The organism is Roseofilum sp. (genome assembly GCF_982964205.1).
Window position 1 is genome coordinate 1 of record NZ_CEZBFX010000059.1, and the last position, 22,624, is coordinate 22,624.

A 22,624-nucleotide genomic window follows, 5' to 3' on the forward strand; every position below is an offset into this window, starting at 1 on the left:
TGCCATCGACATCAAGAACAGCAAAGAAATCCGGGCCGCGAAAATCTTTGTTGAACACTTCTTGGTCGCTGTAGTAGACAAACATATTGCCGCCCGTGTAGAAGTCATTACGTTCGCTCCAAGCTTGTTGCAATGACCGGATCAGGACGTTCATGGCAATGCGGTGGCGGTTGCTTTCCAAGGGTTCTCCATCATCAAAAATCAGGTCGGTAGGTGGAGTAGGGGGGTTCCACTCCGGATCTAGGATTGTTTCAGTTTCGGGGCAAGTCTGGGTAGTGAGTTCTACTGACATTTTTGGCTCCCCATGTTCTGGTAGTTTTCGGTTGTTTCTAATTGTATCTTAAGGACACTTAAAACCGCTTACGAAATTCAAACTGAAGCCGACTATCTGTCCTCCGTCTTCCTGACTCTTCACCTCCTAAATCCGTGGCTGCACGCAACACCAAATTTTCACTCAAACGATAGCGGAACCGCAGGCGAAACGGATCGCTAGACGTAAAATTTTTGCCCAAAGATGTAGAAAACTGACGGGTAACATCTAAAGTAGCTTCTCCTGCTACACCGATCGCCCCTCGACGCGATCGATCTTCTACTGGATAAACTCGTAACTCCGTTAATCCCAGAGCATCCCCCAGAGTCGTTTGCAGATTGGATAAAATTGTCGATCCGGCAATATTCACCAGCGCTAATGTCGTATTTCCACCACCGCCAATCGTATTCAAGAAACCGCCCCCAATGAGGGCAATAATTTCGGAACGACTGCGTACCGGAGAACTGGTTAATTCTAAATTATTTTCTAACTGAGAAGCTGGCCCAGTCACTGCAGCTTGAATACGCACTGTTTCCGTATCATTGTTATCCAAAGGTGGAGTGTCATCAATTTCATTTTGTCCCCAGAATAAAACTTCCGGTTGCCGACTGCCTTGAACCTCAGAAATAGACGCTTGCAGCACTAGATCTAGATCTGGATCTAACCCCTGACTGGGAATAAATCTTGCTTTATTCTCATATTCACGATCTACGCGGAACTGGGTAGAAATAATATTAATAAATCCCCGGTTAATATCAATTTCACCATCAGCACGAATATCATCAATGGGGCCATTAATAGTTAGCGTTCCTTCACCGTGAATATCAACAAAACCAGGCTGTAAAATGGCAATACCATCGGTTAAATCGATATCAAAACTATCAAATACTGGCACGAAATTATTTGAGGTAGCGACCTTATCTTCTCGATCCGTCTTTTGTAGTTTCGTGGCTTCTGCGGGCAAGATTTTTCCGCGAGTGAGGATAATATTTCCCTTGATGACCGGTTCTAAGGCTGCGCCTGCAATTTCAATGCTGCCATTAACCCCTCCATTGTAGATATCCTGGAAGTTAAAATCAAGTTCTTCTAGCTGAATTTTGAGCGGAAAATTTGCTTCTTCTTCCGATAAAGATAAATCAGGATCGGACAGAGGAATCAAGCCCGCTACTTCAATTTTTCCTTTGCTAAAATCACCGGTGAGCTTCTCAATAAAGACTTTCTCTCCGTTAAATTTAACCACACCATTGACATTAGTCATCGGTTCTGAAAGATTTTGGGATTGCAGGGTAGCATCAGCAATTTTTGCTTCTCCTAAAGCAATCGGATTATCCACGGTTCCAGAGACTTTAATGTTGACGTTTCCTGACCCTGCGACCCAATTCACTTGTTGACGAGTCAGAACATTTAATATCCCTAATCCTTCATTTTCCAGGTTTAAGTTTAGCTGAATGTCTTGAGAAATGGGGGAAACAGAACCAAAGGGGAGGGGACTAGGAATACTGCCGGTTAACGTGACTGGAGAATCTCCGGTGACTAAGAGTTTACCGCCAAAGCGTAATCGGCCATCGGCGAGGGAAAAATTACCGGTGGCTTCTTGAATCGGAGCCTCATTTAAGGTGCCGTCTGATAAAGCTAAGTTACCAATCACTTGAGGATTTTGTAGGCTTCCTCCTAAGAGTGTGGCGGTCGTATTAATTTTTCCGGTTAAATCAACGGGTAAATCGGGGATAAATTGCTGAATTAAGTCTACAGGTACATCTTCAACCTTTAGCTGACCGGATTGTTGTTCGCCGCCAACTTGTCCGGAAAATGTGATTAATCCTTCATTGGAATTAATGCGAACTGGTAGTAACGTGAGAACATTGTCTTTCAAGGTTCCTTTAACGATAATGGGATTAAAACTATATTTGCCCCATTCCCAGTTTTCGCCCAATAAATCGATATCGGCTGAAAGACCTTGTTTTAGAGAGCCGGAAATCTTAATATTGCCATCAAATCCCCCTTGCAGTTGAGCTAGAGCAGGAATGGGGAAGCGATCGCGCTCTTGCTGTCGTAAATCCTGTAATTTGAGAATTTCTGAGAAGCGACGCAACTGCTCTTCGACTGTTCTCTGGCTCCGATCAACAGTCACAACGCCTAAGTCTGCGGCGGTTCCGGTGGGCGGTGCAAAACCCTGGGCAATATCTTCTAGATCAAAAATTTGCAAGGCTTGCAAAACATCTTGTACGCTACCTTGGGCAATTTTCACTTCGGCTTCAAATTGCGGATCGCTCAGATCGGTTAGATTCACGGCTCCTTGCAGATTATATTCACTCTCGCCAATCTTTAACTGAGTATCGGTTAATTCTCCTTGACCGCCACTATAGTTTAATTTAGCGGTTAAAACCTCAGCTTCAACGGTGCCAATCGAGGGTTTATCCAGTTGAATTTCCCCTTGGGCAATAACAGCCATCGGATCGAATATTTGAGGGAAACTGAGGTTAAAATTACCGGACGCTGTACCCGAAATTGGCCCTAAAGGAGTTGCCGTGGGAATCAGGTTTACTAACTCTAAGGGAAACTGAGCCACATCAACCTGAAAATGGGTTAAATCTGAGCCTTCAGAAGCAGGGGTTCGTTGTCCGGTGGCGATCGCCTCTCCCAACTTAAAAGTAAACGATTCGGGCATAAATGTGGGGTCAATGACCGCCGAAATCTCATCGGATTCTCCCTTTAAGGCGATCGCGGCTCCCTGACTCGGTGTAAACTGTATCGGCCCCTCAATCACCGGATCGAAGGCAATTTGATTCACGACCACATTTCTCAACCGCATTTGCCCATCTAAATTCGGCTGTAATCCCGTTCCCGCAATCCGTCCCGCAAAATCCACCTGACCTTGCACGGCTACAGCATCAGGCAGCGTAAAGGGCAGAGTCGCTAAATTGAAATCGGCAACCTCGGTCGTAAAATTATACCGAGAAGCCATTAGATCTTGGAAATTGGGCACAATTTGACCGACGGCTACGAGGCCAGATACGGGCGCAGTAGGGGCATCTGGATTGGAAAATGAAAAATTGGGCGAACCTGCCCTCACAGAGGCCTCAGAAGGCACAACAACCGAACCTGCGGCAGCAACAATATCTAAAGAACGCCCATTCCAGGCTATTTGAGACTTAAATGGCCCTTGCTCTAAAATCGGTAACTTGGAGAGTAAAACTTCCCCTTGTGCTTGTATCGCTGTGGGATCGAAATTATCCAACCGTCCACCGGCTATCATTTGCCCGGCCCCCGTCAGGCGTTGGAACTCAGGCGGTAAGGGTAAACCCAACTGGTCTAACTCCACCTGTTCGGCATTCATTTTCGCTTGCCATTGTCCTTGCCTAGCGATCGCCTCTACATTAACGATACTATTACCCACATTTACAAATCCTTGGGCCTCGGCAAAGATACTATTGGGTGAAACCTCATCTAACCGACCCTGTGCATTGGCTACGCCACTAAAAGGTAACCTGGGCACATCAGCCGGAACTTGGGGAGATAACTGGTCAACATTGACCCCATCAGCGCGTACAGAGGCTTTCCACTCTCCATTGAGTACCTGTGCGATCGCATTTACTCGACCTCCAGCAATATCTAAATCGGCTTTCGCTTCTGCAACGATTGCCTCTGGAGATAAATTATTCACATCTCCCCTTAAATTCACGGTTGCACTCAGGGGAGATTGCAGAAAGGTTTGTTCCCTGGCAGCTAACTGTAACTGAGGAGACAAGAGGGAAGCTTGCACTTGGTTAATGTCTAGGGCGGCTTCCCACTGTCCACCCTCCAATACACCACCGCCTCTAATTATACCTCCAGCTAAATCCAGAGTCCCTTGTAATCGTCCTTGAACTGCTGACAGATTAGGGTTATCTAAGGAGCCAACGATTTCCGCCACTCCAGTAAACGGTGCTGCTTCGGCAAAAGGCAGTTGAAATTGCTGGGGTGGCACAAATTGTTCCAGTTCGCTGCGAAATTGACCCAATTGCACCGTATTCGCTTGCACTAATGTGGCAATTTGGTTATTCTGCAAACGACTGGATATATTGACTTGTCCTCCAGCCACATTCAGTTGACCTTCGGCGATCGCCTCAACCTGATTCAGACTAAAATTTTCTAGAGGTACAATCATCTGCGCCCCACCACTAAACGGTGCAGCCAGTTGAGACGGTACAAGGGAAGAAAGGTTAGCCAGTTGGATGTTTTCCGCCCTAATTTCGGTTTGCAGTTGTAAGGGAACTTTGGGAATTCTAGGTATTGCTGTAGGGGCGGGTTCACCCAGGTTTTGGTCTTCCAACCCAGGTGTTGGTGAACCCGCCCTTTCCAACCCAGATGTTGTTGTGGGGGCGGGTTCATCAGTCGTTTGGTCTTCCGAGGAAGATGTTGGTGAACCCGCCCCTACGGTATCGGTGTTTACGGGGTTTGCAGCGACGGGATTTGTGCCTGTATTTAAACCAACCAGACGGGCAACCGCTTGTACTTGTCCGCCAGCGAGATTGGTTTGGGCGATCGCCTCTAAATCATTCAGCGGCCCTATGACTCGAATTTGGGGCGAAACCGTTCCTACCGTAATATCCGAAGGCACTTGGTAAAGTTGAGCGATCGCATCTACAGGAATATTTTGCCCTTGGGCTTCAAATACCAGAAAGGGTTGTTGCGAGTTAGGAGTATTATTTTCTGTCGGTGCAGAAGTAGGGGCGGGTTCACTAAGATCTGGGTTGGCTTCCTCAAGGCTTGGCGAACCCGCCCCTACATTATCTTGACTTGGATCTGGATTGGCAGGCTCATTCACCGGTAATTGCAACTCTCCCTGTCCCAGTATTTCGCCACCCAGGGTAGGAACCAGTTTCAAGCCTTGAATAGCGATCGTGGAATTGGCGTAAGCAAATTGACTGGTGATTTGTGCAAATTCGACGCGATCGATTTGCGTGGGCTTTGTGGTTTCAAATAATCCCACCAGTAAGGGTTGCTCAAACGGCCCTTCCAACTTCGCTTTTACTTGGAATTCTCCAGTTGCCTGTACCGGTAATTCCGTCTCGATCGTTTCAGTCAGAGTTTCAAATGTGACTGGCTCTAAGGAGGCTACGACCTGAATCCCCTGTTGCAGATCGATCCCTCCTTCTAGGGATATCGGAAGGCTATCGGCATAAAGAATAGACCCTTCTTCGACTAACACCAATTGATTTTGGAATTGCAGAGTGGCTTGCCCTTGGGACAGATAAAGGGGAACTTGGGTAATGTCAAATTGAGGCTCTTCTGTATTGTCCTCTGGTTTTTCCGGCTCAGTCTCATCTGATTTGGACTCTGGAAGGGTATACTCTCCAGCGATCTCGCTCACCAATAGCGTCCCATTGAGCAAAGAGGAGGGAATATCTTGCAGATTAATTCGTCCGTTGATATTTCCATTGAGTTTACCGCCCGTTAATGCTACTTCTGGGGGTAAATTGGGCACTAAATTTGTTAAGGGAATCAAGTCTAGATCTTGCGATCGCGCCTGTACCCTTACCCGTTGCTCCCGGTTCAAAAACTCTCCTTTCGCTTGCACCTCTCCGGGACTTTGATCTTGAGCTACCGTTGCATCAAAGCTAATCCGATTATACTCGTCAAAAAACTCAGCAGTGGCGCGAATCGGCTTAAACGTTACACTATCTTCAACACTTGCCCCTTCTCCTTTCCAGGGAACCAAGACCACAGTGGCATTTTGCACCCCAGCTTTAATCACATTAATCTTAAATTGCCCTTCTTTCGGCTCTTCTTCAGTAATGTCCAAATTCAGCCATTGATGTTCTGCATTTTCTTCTAAATAAACTTGGGGATTAATTAAGGTCAGATCCAGATTAATCTCATTGTCAATCACATCAATGGGATTAAACTTAACCTCAACTGCTTCTACCGTAGCGCGATCGGGATCGGTTGCAGTGGCAGGCAATCCAGAAGGGCCAAAGCGGATACTATTTAAAGATACCCTCTGCACCGGGCCAATTTCTAGGGGACGCTTGAGGCTTTTACTCAACGCTTCAGCCACCATGGGGCCTAATCCTGTGTGTACCCAATGCCAACCATAGGCTCCTCCCGCCACCAACAGCAGCACCACACCACCTAAACCCCATCCAGCCCAACGTCGCCATTTTCCCGGCTCGTCCGCGTCTTCCCATTGCTCCTGTTGATCTTCAGCATCCATAAGCTCAAGATCCGATTCTGGTAGTTGATTGGGATCGTTAGGGGTTGTCATGTCCTCACACCGTTCTGAATACTCACACCTTGTTCTGATGATGCCACGGGAATCGCGGGAATGGGGAATAGGCAGAAGGCAATTTCCCCGCGTCGGAGCGTCTCCGTGTCTCCGCGTCGGAGCGTCTCTGCGTCCCCGCGTCGGAGCGTCACCCCATCTCCCTATCCCCCCATCCCCGCGTCTCCGTGTCACCCCATCCCCTAACTGCTATAAAATAAGGGAAAATAATCGAATTTGGGAGCGTTAACTTCTAGTAGCTTATGCGAGTTTATGTCCTGTTGTTTAATGTAGGCACGGAAAATGAGGGAATTCATACGATTAAGGTTCCCCACACCAATCCTAGGCAAGTGCGCAATAAGGTTTTAGTCTTTGAAGTCGAGGATGATGCCACTCGGTTTGCCTTGCAGTTAGAGGCTCAGGATTTCCCTTCTCCTAGTGTAGAGGCGATCGATGAAGATGAGATTAAGGCGTTTTGCGAAGAGGCAGATCTAGATTTTGAGTGGGTGAGTGAGGGGAAATTGGTCATTCCTCCAGAGAGTAATGTGGATTCTTTAGATTGGAGTGAGGAAGAGCCTGATGTACCGAGCGCTGAAGAGTCAGAGTCAGAAATGAGTTCGGAAGAACTCGATCGCATTCGCCGAAGTTTGGAAGGATTGTTATAAGACTATGGAAAATCGAGGTCATCTGTTAACAGAGCAAATTAATCCCCAAAGTTTAACGTTAGACCAATTGGGCACTGTGCAGTTGGTGGAGCTGTTTAATCGGGAAGATGCCCAAACGGTGGAGGCTTGTTCGCAGGCGAAGGAACAGTTAGCAGAAGCCATTGATCGGACGGCGTTAGCTCTTCAAAATGGGGGACGGTTGTTTTATGTGGGCGCGGGAACGAGCGGCCGTTTAGGGGTGCTGGATGCGGCGGAATGCCCACCTACATTCTGTTCTGACCCCCAGATGGTACAGGGGATTTTAGCTGGGGGTGAAGGGGCGCTGGTACGTAGTTCTGAGGGCTTAGAGGATAGATTTGAGGATGGGGTGCAGGTCATTGAGCAGTATCAGGTGACCTCGAAGGATGTGGTGGTGGGAATTACGGCTGGAGGCACAACGCCTTATGTTCAGGGGGCGTTACAGGGGGCAAAAGCGCAGGGGGCAACGACGATTTTTATGGCTTGCGTGCCTGTTGAGCAGGTTTCGGTGGCTGTAGATGTGGATATTCGCTTGTTGGTGGGACCGGAAGTTTTGGCAGGTTCCACGCGCCTGAAGGCGGGAACGGCAACGAAAATGGCGCTGAATATTTTGTCTACTGGGGTGATGGTGAAGTTGGGGAAGGTGTATGGTAATCGGATGGTGGATGTGGCGGTGACGAATACGAAGTTACGCGATCGCGCTCTACGCATTTTAGAGGATTTAACGGAGTTGGGGCGATCGCAATGCGAGCAACTTTTAGACGAGAGCGGACAACGGGTTAAGGTAGCTTTACTGATGGCTTGGACAGGAGTGGATGCTCAAACAGCTCAGAGTTATCTGGATCAAAACCAAGGAAATCTGCGATCGGCTTTAGCTGCTGTTTCCTCCTGAGAGTAGAATTGAGTTGAGACTCTTGACATTAAAGATTGTTTGGTGCAACAATTCAAGGTAAGAATATCCATAAGTGTTCGTCTCATGGGTAGTACCTCCGATTCTCAGGTTAGTGCAAGTCCAGTATTCTGGCCTAGCATGTATCTGAATCAGGAATTAGCCCTTCAGATAACTGGTAGTTCAGCAGACTGGATCTGCACTGGTTTGAGGCTCGAAGGTAGTAAGTTTGAGACGTTTACTAAGATGTAATCAAGAAAACTGTCGCTTATTCACTTAAGCGTCACTTTTGCTTGTACGCGATATTCCAACTGTAGTTATTGGAATAGTAAACCATGAATTCCAAACAAAAACAGAATAAAAGAGCCAAACTCATTGAACAGTTTGGCACTCGGTGTTATTGGTGTGAATGCATTCTATCCCCCGAAGAAATCACCCTCGATCACCTGATTCCTAAAAAACATGGAGGTTCTAACTCTTTAGAAAATCTGCGTATTACCTGTTTTTCCTGCAATAATCAACGAGGACATAGCCTTTTTCCTCCCCCATCTTTTAGGAAAAAAGTGAGGTAGTCTATTGTTGTAGGGGGAGGTTTAAAACCTGCCCCTACAACTTTAATTAAATATACAGTATAATAGAGGATTGCAATCAATCATAAAATACTCCATATCTATGACTTTGGATATAGACCATCAAGAGATAAATTTAAAACAAAGAAAAAAGCAAAAATCACTAGCAGAAGATGCTAGTTACTTTCACAAACTTTTGATGTTTAAAAATGAAAAACTTCTCCATCGTGCCTTAACCCATCGTTCATATGTTAATGAAAATCCTGGAGCCATAGGACACAATGAACGTTTAGAATTTCTTGGTGATGCCATTTTGACCTTTATCAGTGGTCAATATCTCTATCAGCGCTATCCGGAAATGGGAGAAGATGAAATGACCAGACGGCGCTCCGCTTTAGTCGATCAAAAACAATTGGCTAGATTTGCAGTTGAAGTTGGTCTAGACTTGAGAATGCGTCTAAGTCAAGGGTTAATCAAAGAAGGGGGATATCAAAATCCAAATTTACTCAGTAGTACCTTTGAAGCCATTGTTGGGGCTTACTATTTAGATTGCGATCAAAACATGGAAAAAGTGCGCTCTGTCATAGAAGAACTGTTTGATTCTGTCCCTCAAGAGCAAATGGTGGCTCGTTCCAACATCGACTCAAAAAATCGATTACAGGAATTAGTCCAAGCGAGGGGAGCCAAAAATCCTCCCAAATATGTAACGGAAAAAATAGGCGGTATGGATCATGCTCCAGAATTCATGTCTACAGTTTTTATTAGTGATAAAGCCTGGGGTAAAGGCAAAGGAAGAAGCAAAAAAGATGCAGAAAAGGAAGCGGCTACTTATGCCCTAGGTAAGTTAAAAGAAAAGGGGATTATCTAATCTAACTTTAGACTTACGCAAACATCAGTTTTGGTTAAGCGGGAGTAAAATTAGAGTAAATAGAGGAGCGATCGCGCAAAAGAGGAATGGAACCCTTACCCAGCAATTGGACAGATGTTATCCCTGATATTATCTACGAAACTGCGGAAGAATTCTTGGTCTCGTTTGCGAAAAAGCAAATCCGCCTCGCTCAACGCTATGATGGACAGAGTAAACATCTGAAAGCTATTGAAAATGGTAGAGTTCCAGCCAATGGTAGCATCGGTCTCGTTCCTTCGGAATTACCCGATTTTGACCTGAAATCAAAAGTCTTAGGACAAGGAGGAGATTACCGGTTGCATGGATACTTTATCGAAAATATACTACATTTCCCTGGCATGAGAACCAGTCATTAAAACATCACTATGACCATCCCTAATCATACTGTTTGGAATAGCTTATCCCAACTTCTAGATGAAATTGAACCGTGCAGAATTGCTCAACAACATTTAGAATCCTGCAACTATAATATCCAAGGTTATTGGGATAGTAAAAATCAATTTTACGATCGGGTTACATTGCTTGACTCACCAACAATTACTCTGGTGAATAGTGCTATTGGTATTAACCAGGTCAACGAGAAGGCTTGCCCGTGGATTAAGTTGGAATTTCTACTCGCCCCATATAATAATTCAGAAGATGAAGAAATTGGCGAACTGATTCTTGTTTTAGATGCTCAGTTGAATATTATCGATGAAAATTGGTGTCTCGATCTTGATTCTCCTGTTGTTGTTATTTCTGAGAATGCTGAGTGCGATCGTCAAATAGAACCGATCCGGTTAACCTAATGTTAAAAGCGACTATCGAGAAACATAGATAGTTAATTATTAATTATTAATTATCCCCTGTCCCCTGGTATAATTAAATTGGCCTATGCCTTGGCTCTCTAGCTCTAAGGCGTAGCATTGTGTCTCATTGGCAATTCCTCTATGATGTCTGCTGTGTCCAACAATTCCCTTACATTCCTCATCTTACTCGTTGCCCTGGGCATCTTGTTTTGGGGATTTCAACGCGCTCGTCCCTATGGTAGGTTGGGAATCTTGGCTTGGTTGCAGTCTGTGGTGCTGATGGTTCCCTGGTTGTTGTTTTTTGGGTTGTTTTCCCTGGGAATTTATCTCAACTTGGCGGGAATTTTGTTTATGCTGGTGGGTTCAACCGCAATTTATATTTTTCTGGGCCGACAGTTGCGAGTATCGGGACAAGATGAGCTATTGCGTCAACAGGTGGCAGAGCGGTTGAAACAGCGGCAGGAAAATCCTTCGAGTTCCCTCAGTGACAAAGCGTTGGCGGCTCAGACTGGGGAGATGCCTTCGGTTGTTGCGTCAGAACCGATTGGCATTCCAGCAGAGGAATTGAAGCAGATTAAGGAAATTTTTGGCATCGATACCTATTTTCTCACGGAAACTCTGCCCTATCAGGAAGGGGCAATTTTTAAGGGGAATTTACGAGGAGACCCAGATCAGTCGTATGAGAAACTTTCGGAGCGGTTAAAGGAGCGCCTGGGCGATCGCTATCGGTTATTCTTAGTTATGGGCCCAGATAATAAGCCCATTGCGATCGTACTTCCCCAAAGTCAAGACCCCAAACCCCTCACCCTGGGTCAAAAGGCTTTAGCAGTAGCTTTAGGACTCGCTACCCTCGCCACCAGTATGGAAGCAGGTGGTATTTTTCAAGGGTTTGACTGGTTTAGTGAATGGTCAAGATGGCCCGAAGCCCTGCCGATCGCCATTGGCCTGTGGGCGATATTATTAGTTCATGAGTTGGGCCATGGCTGGATAGCCAAAAAATACCACATTCGCCTCAGTTTGCCCTTTTTCCTCCCCACCTGGCAAGTCGGTTCCTTTGGCGCTATTACCCGGTTTGAGTCCATCTTACCCAACCGCAGTGTTCTGTTTGATATTGCCATTGCCGGGCCAGCAGCAGGGGGTTTATTATCCCTATTTCTGTTAATTCTGGGTTTATCCTTATCCCATTCCGGTAGTCTGTTTCAAATTCCCTCCCAATTTTTCCAAGGTTCAGTTTTAGTGGGAACCTTAGCCCGAGGAATTTTAGGGGATGTGTTGCAAAATTCCCTCGTTGATGTGCATCCATTAACCTTAATGGGATGGTTAGGTTTAGTTCTCAGTGCCATTAACCTCATGCCTGCGGGTCAATTGGATGGAGGGCGCATGGTACAAGCGATTTACGGACGCAAAATCGCCGGAATCACCACCGTTGCCACGTTAATTGTGTTGGGATTTGCCTCATTTGTGACTCCATTAGCGTTGTATTGGGCGATCGTCATTTTAGTCTTACAACGGGATTTAGAGCGACCTAGCTCAAATGAAATTACAGAACCCAATGATGCTCGCGCTGCCTTGGCTCTTTTAGCCCTATTTTTGATGATTGCCACCCTGATGCCCTTGACTCCCAGTTTAGCCGGGCGTTTAGGGATTGGGTGATTATGTTTCTCCTCTAGGTTTGAATGGGATGAATAGTTTACTGATCGCAGGAACGGATACGGATACGGGCAAAAGTGTCTTAACGACAGCCTTAATCGCCTATTGGCAAACCTATTACAAAGACCGACCCCTAGGGGTAATGAAACCTATTCAATCTGGAGTGGGAGACCTAGAACTCTACCTGGATTTATTTATCCTCGACCAGTCCCCAGAATCCATTACCCCCCTCTATCTGCAAACTCCAGTTGCCCCTCCTATTGCCGCAGAAGTGGAGAATAAGACGATTGACCTTGCCCCTATATGGCAGGCATTTACTAGCCTTCAGAAGAGCAAAGAGTTGGTCATGGTGGAAGGTTTGGGGGGTTTAGGTTCGCCGATTACTCATGAATTGGTTATTGCCGACTTAGCCAGGGACTGGAAACTACCCACGGTGTTAGTCGTTCCGGTTAAGTTGGGGGCGATCGCCCAAACGGTTGCCAATGTAGCCCTTGCCCGTCAATATCGCGTACCCCTGATCGGACTGGTTCTCAATTGTATCCATCCCTGTACTCCTACCCAACAGGAACAATGGGCCCCCATTTCCCTCATCGAGTCCCTCACTCAAATGCCAATTCTAGGCACACTTCCCTATTTAGAGAATCCCAGAGATGTAAGCCAATTGACCCAAGCAGCAGCCCGTCTCGATCTAGAGCGTTTTTTCATCTATTAAAAGTTAAAAAAAATCAAGCCAGCTAATCATTATCCAATTTCACTTTTGGGTTAAAATTCTCTAACAATTATTGGAATGACATAACCCATGAAACTGCAAAGATTACTGGTTTTACCTTTACTTTTCTTAATCTCCTGTGGTTCCCAGGAAATAGAGTCTACAAACAGCAACCGGGAAGCAATCGCCGCTTGTCCGGAGCGACTGACCTTAGCAGTTACCGATATTTTCGGAGAAGAAGAGCTAAAAAAAGACTTTGGTGAATTTCAAACCATTTTGGGGGAAGCTTTGGGAATTTCTATTGATCTCTTTCCGATGAATGACCGCGTTACTGCTGTCCCTGCATTACTCTTTGAGCGTATCGATCTCGCTCTAGCAGGGCCTTCTGAATATGTGCTTTTAAAAGCCAATGCTGATGCGATTCCCTTAGTAGGAATTACCCGTCCTGGCTATTATACCGTCATTGTTGCCAATGCCAACAGCGGGATTGAGAATTTGCAACAGCTCAAAGGAAAAACTATTGGCATTCGAGAAGAGGGTTCAACTGCAAGTCACTTAGGCGCTCTGAAAATATTAGCTGATATGGGGTTAAAACCCAATCAAGATTTTAACGTAGAAATTATTGGCAGCGATCGCGGCTTAGTAGTACTCAAGGAGGGCAAGCTAGACGTTTGGTCAGATGGTAACCATCACTATCAGCGTGCCCTAGAAAAATATAATCTTCAAGCATCAGAATTCACCCGGATTTCCCAGGGCAAACCCTTGCCAAACGATCTGATTGTTGCGAATCCATACCTAAATGCAGAGTGTATCGCACAACTACAAGCTCGGATTGTTGAAAATGAAAGGAAATTAATTGACGCGATTGGGGTCTCCCCAGCGAACAAAAAATACGCCCAGTCACAAATAGTTCCCGCTAAAGACGAAGATTACGACCTGATTCGGGAGGGATATAAGGCGATCGGTGAAGAAGATTTACTTTCTCCAAACCAATAACCTATTATCACTCATAAGCTAACCCAAGCAAGCATGGAGCAATTCACCATGAAACAGTGGCTGAACCACTGGCAACTTTCCAGTATCTTCAGAAAAATTGGTTACGCTAACTTCCTAGTGGTGAGTATCTCCATTTCTGGAACATTTATCGGATTTTTAATTGGCGATTATTATGAAGAACAAGCACAGAAAAGTTTGACCAAAGCCATTCAACAAGAAGAGCTACTGCACAACCTAGAAACTTACATCTTCAAAATTCAAGCCCACCCCTATAAACTCATTAGTACGGTAGAAGAAGCCCTATGGTTCAGTTACAAGATACAGCAATTTGAAGAAGATATTGATGACATAGAAGGCTTAGTAAGCGAACTGAATCAATTAGGAGACCTTTCAGGAAGTGCAGCCCAATCTATCGATCGCTTTTGCGAACAAGCCCAAACAGTCATAGATAATTATGCCGACCGCTTTGAAGAAATCCTACCTCAAGTCGATCCCCTGAGATTATCACCAGACAAACGAGGCAATGCTCAACAGCAAGTTTTGCTGGCTGTTCTGGAGAAAGAGAGTCAAGAAATTGACATTCAATTTGAGAGATTAAGCAATCAACTCAACAGACTTTTACAAATTTCCGAGGATTATCAAGAAAAGGCATCCCTGCAAACTAAGCAGGCAAAAAAAATCCGCAAAGTCGTCATTTTTTTTAGTCTAACGGTTTCTACTTCTATGGCATTTATTTTAGCTTTTTATACCGGAAGAAAAATTGCTAGCCCCATTGAATTAGTAACCCAGACCGCTCAAAAAGTGACGGCTGAATCTAATTACGATCTCGAAGCGCCTGTCCTGACTAACGATGAAGTTGGCATCTTAGCAAATGCCTTAAATCAACTCATTCAAAAAGTCAAAAAACAGCTCTATGAACTCTCAGAAGCGCAATCTTTTTTAGAAAACAGAGTTGAAGAGAGGACTCATGAGTTGAAAGAAACATTAGATACCTTAAAAGAGACTCAAGCTCAACTGATTCAAACAGAAAAAATGTCAAGCTTGGGCGAAATGGTTGCTGGAGTAGCCCATGAAATCAATAATCCTGTTAGTTTTATTTATGGCAATATTAGCCATGCCCAAGAATACCTAGATAACTTTTTAGATTTACTGAGTCTTTACCAGGAACTTTATCCAGATGTTAGGACAGAAATTACAGAAAAGATGGAAGAAATCGATTTTGAGTATATTCAATCTGATTTTCCTAAAATCTTGGACTCCATGCTTATGGGAACCAACCGCATTCAATCTATTGTCTCTTCTTTAAGAAACTTCTCCCGTTTAGATGAATCAGAAGTAAAAGATGTTAACCTTCATGAAGGTTTAGATAGTACGTTGATTATTCTTGGTAACAAACTCAAATTAGGCGTTGAAATCATTACAACTTATGGAGAATTACCGGATATCACTTGTTATCCCTCCCAACTCAATCAAGTATTTTTAAATTTAATTGTGAATTCAATTGATGCTTTGTTAAGTAGTGAAATCGAGCCTAAACAGATCGCAATTTCAACGGATAGAATCAATCCAGATAAAATCCAGGTTAAGATTCAAGATAATGGCCCGGGAATTCCGGAAGAAATTCGCCATAAGATCTTTAACCCATTTTTTACAACCAAGCCAATTGGCAAAGGAACGGGTTTGGGTTTAGCCATTTCCTATCGCATTATCGAGAAACATCAGGGGAAAATCGAAGTCTTTTCTGCAATCGGTAAAGGAACGACCTTTGAAATCACGCTTCCCATTGAGTTGGTTCAGGCTTAAATTAGCAGTAAAATACGGCTTTATAATTATCATTCCTCGCTCAAAAGTTGTTCGACAAAGCGATAAAGAACTGATGGATGTTCGCTGTCTAACACTTGTTGTTTTAGGACTCTTAATCCTTTTGCCAAGGGTTCAGCTTGAGGCTGATAACGGGTATTGGCACTGAGTAAATCTTCAAAAACTTGTTGTTCAATTTCCTCTCGTTTAGGAGGTTCTCCACTTTTGGGGAAAGGACTTTCATACTCAGTTCCAGTGACTTCATATTTGAGCAAGAAAATGAGCGCCTGACTTTTTTCGTGTAATGTTTGCCGTAATTTTCGGACATTAATATCTAACCGATTAAATCCTAATTGTCCCTCAATTCGCAATTCAACGATCGCTTCCTTTGTCTGGTATATTTCCTCACTCACTTTTTTCTCGGCTGCTTCTTCAACTTCCTCTTGCGTTTGCTGCTTATTCACTTTTAGCTTAAGTCGCACAATCGGTCGTTGATAATAGTCTCGCTTTAACTGTGCCTGTATTTCACTCTTTCCCAGAGCAACTAAATATACTCCTCTTGGGTTTTGATCCTGTCCCTCTGCAATACTATTGGCTTCGGTTGAACCTGGATTAAAAATCCATCCTTCAGCCGTATACTGTTTATGGATATGACCCAAGGCTAAATAATCAATTCCAGCTTCTTTAAGAGGTCTTAACTCATCATATTTCAGCGCTCCCGAATAGCGAGAAATTTGTCCTTCTAAACCATGGTGGAATAACATGATCTGATAAGTTGGGGGATCGGGCAAGTGTTGAATCGAGTCTGCTAACTGAAGAATAGCTTTCGGAGCGGATGCACCATACCAGCGAGATCCAATCACTCTCACATCACAAGGCAGATCGATATAACCTCCCTGTCGTGTTTCCGGAGTCCACAGATCGTAAGCTTGTTCGGCATTGGGTTCAAGTAAAATGAGCAGCTCACTATCAGCTAAATAGCGTAACCAACTGGTGCGCGTCCCATAGGGGAGATTATCATGATTGCCTTCGATCGCCAAAACCGGAATATTTGCCTTTTGCAGCAATTCTAAACCAATCTGTGCCTGATTCAGGGTCGCCGGGAGAATCTGGCGATGCTCAAACAAGTCTCCAGCGATGAGGACAAAATCGACCGATTCGGCGATCGCATATTTCTCTAGGGCATCCTTAAAGGCAAAGAAGAAATCCTTAGTTCGCTCTGCATTATCATAGCGATCGAATCCCAAATGAACATCCGACAGGTGTAAAAATCGAGCCATAATTAATCAAAGATCGTATGTATCGCTTTGCGCTAGGGAACAGGGAACAGGGAATAGGGAATAGGATTGTGGTACATGGCTTTGGGGGTTGAACAGTGTACTCTATAACAGCACTTTGCGCTGTAAGTAATAGACACTCTCCCAAGAGCTTGCATCCGTGTCCCCTTCACCTTAAGCGAGGGCCGTTTTTCCTTGGAGATAATCGTCAATTTGTTGGCGATGATCGTGGGAAAGGCTACCTTCGGGTAAATTCGACCAGTCGTAAGCTTGAACCGTTTGAATTTCCAAGGTATCTTGAATGCTAATCTCCCCTTCTACTTGTGCTTCCACCATAATACAAACGGAATGGATGCGCGGATCGCGATCGGGTGCAGAATATACCCCGACTAATCGCCGAATACTCACTACGGTTAAGCCAGTTTCTTCCGCCACTTCTCGCACTGCTGCTTGCTGAATTGTTTCGCCCCAATCGACTAATCCTCCGGGTAAGCCCCAGGATTCATCATCCTTGCGTTGCACTAAGACTACACGTCCATCGGGAAGAATCGGTACAACACTGGTTCCCACCAAGGGATGGCGGAAAATGAGTCCAAGAACAGTTTGAAAAATTTGCCACAGATGGCTCATAGGAAGTCAATCAAGGGAATAAGGGCAGTGCAAAGTTAGGGACTGAGCAAGAGGTTCGATCATCTTAACGTGTTAGTTTTTCAAAGTCGAGGCTTGAAGAAAGAGCGCTAATGCAACTTGCTGATGTACCCACAGAAGGGTTATAATGACTCTTCTGTGCCATCAGTGATTTCCAATGAGGTGAACATGGCGAAACGCCGTAATCCGAAAAAAGAAAAGGCTCAAAGAAACCTAGCATACGCTCGTAAGTTCCGTAAACGGACTCATCGGGGCTATACCAGCAGACGTTCTCCGATGGATAGTCTCCAAAATGAGAAAGAGGAGAAAGAAAAGGAAGAGAATGAAGTTGAAGCAACCTCTGATGGAAGCTAATACCATTTCTATTTGAAGATGCATTGAACAAGGGGCTTCTAGCCCCTTGTCTATTAAGGATTAATATCCATCCAGATAAGTAGTAACCCTGAAAAGAAATGGTCTAAGTATCGGAGTTTAAGCGGGATCGAGCCATATCTAGGGCTTGCTGAACTTGTTCAAACCCTGTCCCCCCATAGCTATTGCGGGCGGCTACGACTTGACGGGGGGCGATCGCCTCATAAATATCGGCTTCAAAGACTTCATGTAAGGCTTTCCATTCGTCTAAACTCAGGTCTTTGAGTAGTTTTCCAGCCCCTAGACTGGTTTTTACCACTTTCCCCACTAAATTATAGGCTTCTCGGAAGGGAACCCCCTTAGCTGCTAGATAATCCGCTACATCGGTGGCATTAGAGAAGTCAGACTCTACGGCTTCTTGGAGGCGGGAGGGACGAAATTCTAAGCCTTCTGCCATTAAAATAGTCATGGCTTCTAAGCAGGCTTGTACGGTTTTGACTGTATCAAAGAGGGCTTCCTTATCCTCCTGTAAGTCCTTGTTATAGGCTAAGGGCAACCCCTTCATTAATACCAGTAACCCTTGCAGATGACCGAATACGCGTCCGGTTTTACCCCGCACCAGTTCGGGAACATCAGGGTTTTTCTTTTGCGGCATAATGCTCGAACCGGTGGCGCAGCTATCTTTGAGGGTGACAAAGCGAAATTCTTCGGAAGACCAGAGAATGACCTCTTCGGCTAACCGGGATAAATGCACCATAATTAAGCTGGCGCTACAGGCAAATTCAATGGCAAAATCGCGATCGCTCACTCCATCTAAACTATTGTTATATACGCGCTCAAATCCCAACAACTTGGCGCTATAGTGGCGATCGATCGGAAACGTGGTTCCCGCTAACGCTCCAGAACCCAAGGGAGAGATATTCACCCGTTTCGCCACATCCGTTAACCTCTCCCAGTCCCGTTGGCTCATTTCCACATAAGCTAACAAATGGTGAGCTAAACTTAAGGGTTGGGCCCGTTGCAGATGGGTATAACCGGGGATGAGAGTTTCAATATTCTGCTCGGCTAAATCAATTAAAACTCGCTGAAATTCCCGTAATTGCGTTTTAATTTTACCGATTCGATCGCGCAGATAGAGCCGCGTATCCGTTCCCACTTGGTCATTGCGGCTGCGAGCGGTATGCAGTTTCTTGCCTACATCTCCGGTAATTTCTGTTAGCCGTCGCTCCACCGCAAAATGCACATCTTCCGCATCAACAGTGGTTTGAAATGCTCCCCGTTGATACTCCTGCAAAACCTGTTGCAACCCTTCCACCAGTTGCTCCCCTTCTGCGACAGAAATAATCCCCGTGTGGGCCAACATTTGGGCGTGAGCGATGGAACCGGCGATATCATATTCAATTAGCTCAATATCAAAGCCGATACTCGCATTAAAACGGGCGATCGCCGGATGTAAAGCACTCTCAAAGCGATCGCTCCAGGTTTTCTTCTCAGTCATAATCGTGTTTCCTCGTTAACGAACCCTAACCACCATAGGTAGTAATTTGGCGAATGATATAGCCCAAAATAATCCCTAAGATAAACGCCCAAACCTGTCCACTTTCAATAAAATTAGCAAAAGCCGTCTTGACATTAGCCATCAGATCGGCATCAGTCTGTTGAGCTAAAACAACACTTAAGAAACCACCGACACCATACACACTAAACTTAGAACCTAAAGTCATAACTCACCTTTCTAATGAACCGCTGATTGTCTATGAGGGTCAACTTGCATCACCACAAGAGTCATATCATCTCGATGGTCATTCCCCGGCCCCATAAACTCATTCACCCGATCGAACAGGTAATCTAGAATAGCTTGGGGATTGGCGTAATGCTGACAGGCCAATTGAAAGGCTTCAATCAGGTTTTCTTCATCAAAGCGATCGCCCTTACGATTGGATGCATCTGTAAACCCATCTGTATAGTAGAGAATAATGTCCCCTGGATACAGTTGAGATTGTGCATCTTCATATTCTGAGTTGAGATCCAAACCAATCAGCATCCCCATCGTATCTAAACGTTGGATCAACTGATTCGAGGCTTGCCAGAGCAAAGGCGGATTATGGGCCGCATTGCTATAAGATAAAACCTGGGTCGAAGGATCGTACTCCGAATAAAACAGGGTCACAAAGCGGTTCGCTTGGTCTAAATCTTGGTACATCGCATGATTGAGATGTTGAAGAATTCGCGAAGGAGAATGTCCATTGAGGACTTCTGCCCTCAGCATTCCCCGCAACATTGTCATGATTAAACCCGCCGGAACCCCTTTTCCCATCACATCCCCTACCGTAATACACCAGCGCCTCAACGGTTGAGCCTGAGTACCAGAGCGTTTTAACCATTCTGGGGGATGGATCGAGATAAAATCATAGTAATCTCCTCCAACTCGGTTAGCATTTTGACAGCGAGCGGCCAGTTTAAGTCCTTCAATTTGGGGATAGGTATGGGGTAAGAGTTGATTTTGGATTTCTGCACCAATTTCTAATTCCCGATCCAGTCGTTCTTTTTTGCGTAGCTCTGCGGACAGCTCATCATTTTCAATTGCCACTGCCGTTTGATCGGCGATTAAACGCAGTAATTTCTCGCGAGTTTCCGTCCAGGTATACTCAGAGTTGCGACTAAATACATATAATCTCCCCCGTTCCGTTTTGCGCACAATTACTGCTGTACCAAATAATTGGGTGTGGGAGCCGAGATAATGATTCACTTCGCGATCGAGCAAAACCGTCATCTCTTCCATATTCAGCGATCGCCCATGACGACCTCTCAGTTGAGTATTGACCGTTTCTAGGGCTTGGCGAATATCTTGACATTGGTGGGAGTCATGACAATGCATTTGTTCAAGTTTCAATTTGCCATTGGCTTGAAATAAAACCAAAGCGCCTCCATCTGCATCCGTTACCCGTGCTGCCATCAAGGGAATTAACTCTAGAAATTGATTGAGGTTGTTAAAACTGCGCAGGGCAAACCCCAAGGACATTAACAGATCTTGAATTTTATTTTGCTCTCGCCTCAGACGAACCACCAATTCCTTCAGAGCATGGACTGGGGTTTGATCCTCACTCACAGGTTTGGGGGTGCTGGTGGGCAATTGGGGAGTTGAATTGCCGGTTGGTTGGGGGGAAGGTTGGGGAATTGGCACAGCGCTCATTTGCTCGGGGTGCAAGAGTGTAGACAAAGGAGGAATACAGGTTATCTCAAGAGTTCGGTCAGCATCTTTGGGTATTCAGGATACTCTAATCCGGTCAATTGTGGCCGATCCTCGTTCATCTTAATCTATGAGCCAGGAATGGGGAATAGGGAATAAAAGAATAGGGAATAGGGAAAACCGGATAAACTTCAGAGATTCAAAAATCCCAGAGCTATCATGGGGGAGAGCAATACTCTAGTCTTACGGGGCAAGTATTCTCGTTTATCCACAAGTTTTTTATCCTGAAAAGCTTGCTCCGTAGGGCTTTCAGTATAAGTGAACTTCAAATTAGCGTAATATATCCTGAAGAACTCAGAAGCGCTATAACTGATGTAACACCAATCTCTGAATAATTTGCGTGACTTCCGTTGCCATCCGAGCATCCAATTCTACAGCTTCACGATCGCCATCTCCTAAATCCTTCCCGGCGCGTAACGTCATCGTCAAAGACTTCAATTGACCTCGGTATTCAAATTGCACAAAACAGCTATACGTCAGTTCCGTACGATCGCGGTAAGAACTACGCCCAAATCCCATTTTAGAGAGAATCACGGGATTCTGAATCTGTATGCCTAATTTGGCGATCGCAACATCTACATAGCGGGCACAATCTCGCCCTAAACAAGGCACTAATAGGGCAAGCTGAGAATCGCCCAATCCAGGGATGCGAGCGGATGAAGATAAATGATGATGCCAACCCACCATCGATAAAATTCGAGTCAGAACATAAGCTGGGATTGAATTTTCTCCCGGTTGAGTTGCACGAGATTTGACTTCATCCACCGCCGAGAGCAAGACTTCCCCATTGCGAGTAATTTGTGGCTGGGCAGTAAAGGGTTCTTCCCCATATAATCCTTGGAAATCCAAACCCTCTTGTCCACTGAGTTCTTTCACCCAAGTTTCCAGATCGGCATAGGTTTGGAAACACTTAAATGCTGCTGCGATCGCATTAGAACTGCCGTAGGTTTCAGCATAGCTCACCAGATCGTTAATCGCACCCATCAAGGGATACACCGTCTCTGAATCTCCAATTTGTGCCCCTTCCAACTCTCCTGTTACCTGAGTTAGGGCATTAATCACTTGCAAAAACTTGGTTGCACTCCAAAACTCCACTTTGTCTAGCGCATTCCTACCCAACCATTGGGCTTTAAATGCACCACCCGCCGATCCACCGATACAAATGCAAGCATTTTTAATATCCGGGTGCAGAAAATCTAAGCGTCTCTCATTAATTTTAGGTCTTTCCTTGAGTGGAGAATAATTTTTACACCCAGCATAGTATAAACTAGGGCATTGTTTCAGGCGATCGCCATAGCTTGACACATCGCTCCGATAGGGAGAGCGCTCGATGGTGCGATCGAGAAATGCCATTTTCCAACTGTTATATCCCGCTTCCTCCTGAAAAAATTCAGCATAGAGGCGATCGGGAGAAATCGATAGGGGTAGAGAGTTACGAGTCAAAAATGGCATAAACGCACCCAAAATCTAGTCAAAAAAGAGCTGACTTTCATCATACCTGAAATTTCCTCCAGTTCGATTGATTCTACCTTTAGGATTATTTTTTTCAAAAT

General features: G+C 45.1%; 18 protein-coding genes and 1 pseudogene. 11 read left to right on the plus strand and 8 right to left on the minus strand.

What is annotated here, in order from left to right:
- Both AC3A14_RS14915 and AC3A14_RS14920 read right to left on the minus strand, forming a co-directional pair.
- Positions 1-292, minus strand: a pseudogene (locus tag AC3A14_RS14915) (Uma2 family endonuclease); the annotation flags it as partial.
- 58 nt (positions 293-350) lie between these two features.
- Complete coding sequence (locus AC3A14_RS14920; protein WP_318731704.1) at positions 351-6,557, minus strand: translocation/assembly module TamB domain-containing protein; 6,207 nt, start codon at positions 6,555-6,557, stop codon at positions 351-353.
- Between the two features lie 260 nt (positions 6,558-6,817).
- Between AC3A14_RS14920 and AC3A14_RS14925 the strand changes: the two genes are divergently transcribed.
- The 10 genes from AC3A14_RS14925 (at position 6,818) to AC3A14_RS14970 (ending at position 15,548) form a co-directional block, all read left to right on the plus strand.
- Positions 6,818-7,219 carry a DUF3110 domain-containing protein gene (locus AC3A14_RS14925; protein WP_318699850.1) on the plus strand — a complete coding sequence of 134 codons (402 nt, stop codon included), beginning with the start codon at positions 6,818-6,820 and terminating at the stop codon, positions 7,217-7,219.
- A 4-nt stretch (positions 7,220-7,223) separates the two neighbouring features.
- The gene (gene murQ, locus AC3A14_RS14930; RefSeq protein WP_318731705.1) at positions 7,224-8,129 is read left to right on the plus strand and encodes an N-acetylmuramic acid 6-phosphate etherase; all 906 of its coding nucleotides are present in this window, start codon (positions 7,224-7,226) and stop codon (positions 8,127-8,129) included.
- Between the two features lie 332 nt (positions 8,130-8,461).
- A complete protein-coding gene (locus AC3A14_RS14935; protein ID WP_318720207.1) occupies positions 8,462-8,698 on the plus strand; it encodes an HNH endonuclease in 237 nt (78 codons plus the stop codon).
- A 196-nt stretch (positions 8,699-8,894) separates the two neighbouring features.
- The gene (gene rnc, locus AC3A14_RS14940; protein ID WP_318699339.1) at positions 8,895-9,563 is read left to right on the plus strand and encodes a ribonuclease III; all 669 of its coding nucleotides are present in this window, start codon (positions 8,895-8,897) and stop codon (positions 9,561-9,563) included.
- 86 nt (positions 9,564-9,649) lie between these two features.
- Entirely contained in the window at positions 9,650-9,958 is a 309-nt protein-coding gene (locus AC3A14_RS14945) for a hypothetical protein (protein WP_318699338.1), read from the plus strand.
- A 9-nt stretch (positions 9,959-9,967) separates the two neighbouring features.
- Entirely contained in the window at positions 9,968-10,390 is a 423-nt protein-coding gene (locus AC3A14_RS14950; RefSeq protein WP_318731706.1) for a hypothetical protein, read from the plus strand.
- A gap of 144 nt (positions 10,391-10,534) precedes the next feature.
- Positions 10,535-12,043 carry a site-2 protease family protein gene (locus tag AC3A14_RS14955; RefSeq protein WP_413039108.1) on the plus strand — a complete coding sequence of 503 codons (1,509 nt, stop codon included), beginning with the start codon at positions 10,535-10,537 and terminating at the stop codon, positions 12,041-12,043.
- A gap of 28 nt (positions 12,044-12,071) precedes the next feature.
- A complete protein-coding gene (gene bioD, locus AC3A14_RS14960) occupies positions 12,072-12,752 on the plus strand; it encodes a dethiobiotin synthase (protein ID WP_318731708.1) in 681 nt (226 codons plus the stop codon).
- Positions 12,753-12,839: 87 nt separating this feature from the next.
- On the plus strand, positions 12,840-13,745 hold the full coding sequence (locus tag AC3A14_RS14965; RefSeq protein WP_318731709.1) for a PhnD/SsuA/transferrin family substrate-binding protein: 906 nt from the start codon (positions 12,840-12,842) through the stop codon (positions 13,743-13,745).
- A gap of 48 nt (positions 13,746-13,793) precedes the next feature.
- On the plus strand, positions 13,794-15,548 hold the full coding sequence (locus tag AC3A14_RS14970; RefSeq protein WP_318731710.1) for a sensor histidine kinase: 1,755 nt from the start codon (positions 13,794-13,796) through the stop codon (positions 15,546-15,548).
- 29 nt (positions 15,549-15,577) lie between these two features.
- On the opposite strand, the gene AC3A14_RS14975 is transcribed toward AC3A14_RS14970, so the two are convergent.
- Positions 15,578-16,825 (minus strand): metallophosphoesterase family protein, encoded by a 1,248-nt coding sequence (locus AC3A14_RS14975; RefSeq protein WP_318731711.1) that lies wholly within the window; start codon positions 16,823-16,825, stop codon positions 15,578-15,580.
- A 171-nt stretch (positions 16,826-16,996) separates the two neighbouring features.
- Positions 16,997-17,452 carry an NUDIX hydrolase gene (locus AC3A14_RS14980; protein WP_318731713.1) on the minus strand — a complete coding sequence of 152 codons (456 nt, stop codon included), beginning with the start codon at positions 17,450-17,452 and terminating at the stop codon, positions 16,997-16,999.
- 186 nt (positions 17,453-17,638) lie between these two features.
- Between AC3A14_RS14980 and AC3A14_RS14985 the strand changes: the two genes are divergently transcribed.
- The gene (locus tag AC3A14_RS14985) at positions 17,639-17,824 is read left to right on the plus strand and encodes a hypothetical protein (protein WP_271941479.1); all 186 of its coding nucleotides are present in this window, start codon (positions 17,639-17,641) and stop codon (positions 17,822-17,824) included.
- Between the two features lie 103 nt (positions 17,825-17,927).
- On the opposite strand, the gene argH is transcribed toward AC3A14_RS14985, so the two are convergent.
- From argH to AC3A14_RS15005, 4 genes are all read right to left on the minus strand, one after another.
- Entirely contained in the window at positions 17,928-19,319 is a 1,392-nt protein-coding gene (gene argH, locus AC3A14_RS14990; RefSeq protein ID WP_318731714.1) for an argininosuccinate lyase, read from the minus strand.
- 25 nt (positions 19,320-19,344) lie between these two features.
- Positions 19,345-19,545 (minus strand): hypothetical protein, encoded by a 201-nt coding sequence (locus tag AC3A14_RS14995; RefSeq protein ID WP_318699329.1) that lies wholly within the window; start codon positions 19,543-19,545, stop codon positions 19,345-19,347.
- Between the two features lie 11 nt (positions 19,546-19,556).
- Positions 19,557-21,014, minus strand: coding sequence for a PP2C family protein-serine/threonine phosphatase (locus AC3A14_RS15000; RefSeq protein WP_318731715.1), 1,458 nt, complete (start codon positions 21,012-21,014; stop codon positions 19,557-19,559).
- 360 nt (positions 21,015-21,374) lie between these two features.
- Positions 21,375-22,523, minus strand: coding sequence for a hypothetical protein (locus tag AC3A14_RS15005; RefSeq protein WP_318731716.1), 1,149 nt, complete (start codon positions 22,521-22,523; stop codon positions 21,375-21,377).
- Positions 22,524-22,624 lie beyond the last annotated feature (101 nt).

Bases quoted from the DNA above. Each gene is read 5' to 3' on its own strand.
- AC3A14_RS14995 (WP_318699329.1), bottom strand. From the start codon at position 19,545: ATGACTTTAGGTTCTAAGTTTAGTGTGTATGGTGTCGGTGGTTTCTTA.
- AC3A14_RS14955 (WP_413039108.1), top strand. From the start codon at position 10,535: ATGTCTGCTGTGTCCAACAATTCCCTTACATTCCTCATCTTACTCGTT.
- AC3A14_RS14965 (WP_318731709.1), top strand. From the start codon at position 12,840: ATGAAACTGCAAAGATTACTGGTTTTACCTTTACTTTTCTTAATCTCC.
- AC3A14_RS14980 (WP_318731713.1), bottom strand. From the start codon at position 17,452: ATGAGCCATCTGTGGCAAATTTTTCAAACTGTTCTTGGACTCATTTTC.
- AC3A14_RS14920 (WP_318731704.1), bottom strand. From the start codon at position 6,557: ATGACAACCCCTAACGATCCCAATCAACTACCAGAATCGGATCTTGAG.
- rnc (WP_318699339.1), top strand. From the start codon at position 8,895: ATGTTTAAAAATGAAAAACTTCTCCATCGTGCCTTAACCCATCGTTCA.
- murQ (WP_318731705.1), top strand. From the start codon at position 7,224: ATGGAAAATCGAGGTCATCTGTTAACAGAGCAAATTAATCCCCAAAGT.
- AC3A14_RS14925 (WP_318699850.1), top strand. From the start codon at position 6,818: ATGCGAGTTTATGTCCTGTTGTTTAATGTAGGCACGGAAAATGAGGGA.
- AC3A14_RS14985 (WP_271941479.1), top strand. From the start codon at position 17,639: ATGGCGAAACGCCGTAATCCGAAAAAAGAAAAGGCTCAAAGAAACCTA.
- argH (WP_318731714.1), bottom strand. From the start codon at position 19,319: ATGACTGAGAAGAAAACCTGGAGCGATCGCTTTGAGAGTGCTTTACAT.
- AC3A14_RS14970 (WP_318731710.1), top strand. From the start codon at position 13,794: ATGAAACAGTGGCTGAACCACTGGCAACTTTCCAGTATCTTCAGAAAA.
- bioD (WP_318731708.1), top strand. From the start codon at position 12,072: ATGAATAGTTTACTGATCGCAGGAACGGATACGGATACGGGCAAAAGT.
- AC3A14_RS15000 (WP_318731715.1), bottom strand. From the start codon at position 21,014: ATGAGCGCTGTGCCAATTCCCCAACCTTCCCCCCAACCAACCGGCAAT.
- AC3A14_RS15005 (WP_318731716.1), bottom strand. From the start codon at position 22,523: ATGCCATTTTTGACTCGTAACTCTCTACCCCTATCGATTTCTCCCGAT.
- AC3A14_RS14950 (WP_318731706.1), top strand. From the start codon at position 9,968: ATGACCATCCCTAATCATACTGTTTGGAATAGCTTATCCCAACTTCTA.
- AC3A14_RS14945 (WP_318699338.1), top strand. From the start codon at position 9,650: ATGGAACCCTTACCCAGCAATTGGACAGATGTTATCCCTGATATTATC.
- AC3A14_RS14935 (WP_318720207.1), top strand. From the start codon at position 8,462: ATGAATTCCAAACAAAAACAGAATAAAAGAGCCAAACTCATTGAACAG.
- AC3A14_RS14975 (WP_318731711.1), bottom strand. From the start codon at position 16,825: ATGGCTCGATTTTTACACCTGTCGGATGTTCATTTGGGATTCGATCGC.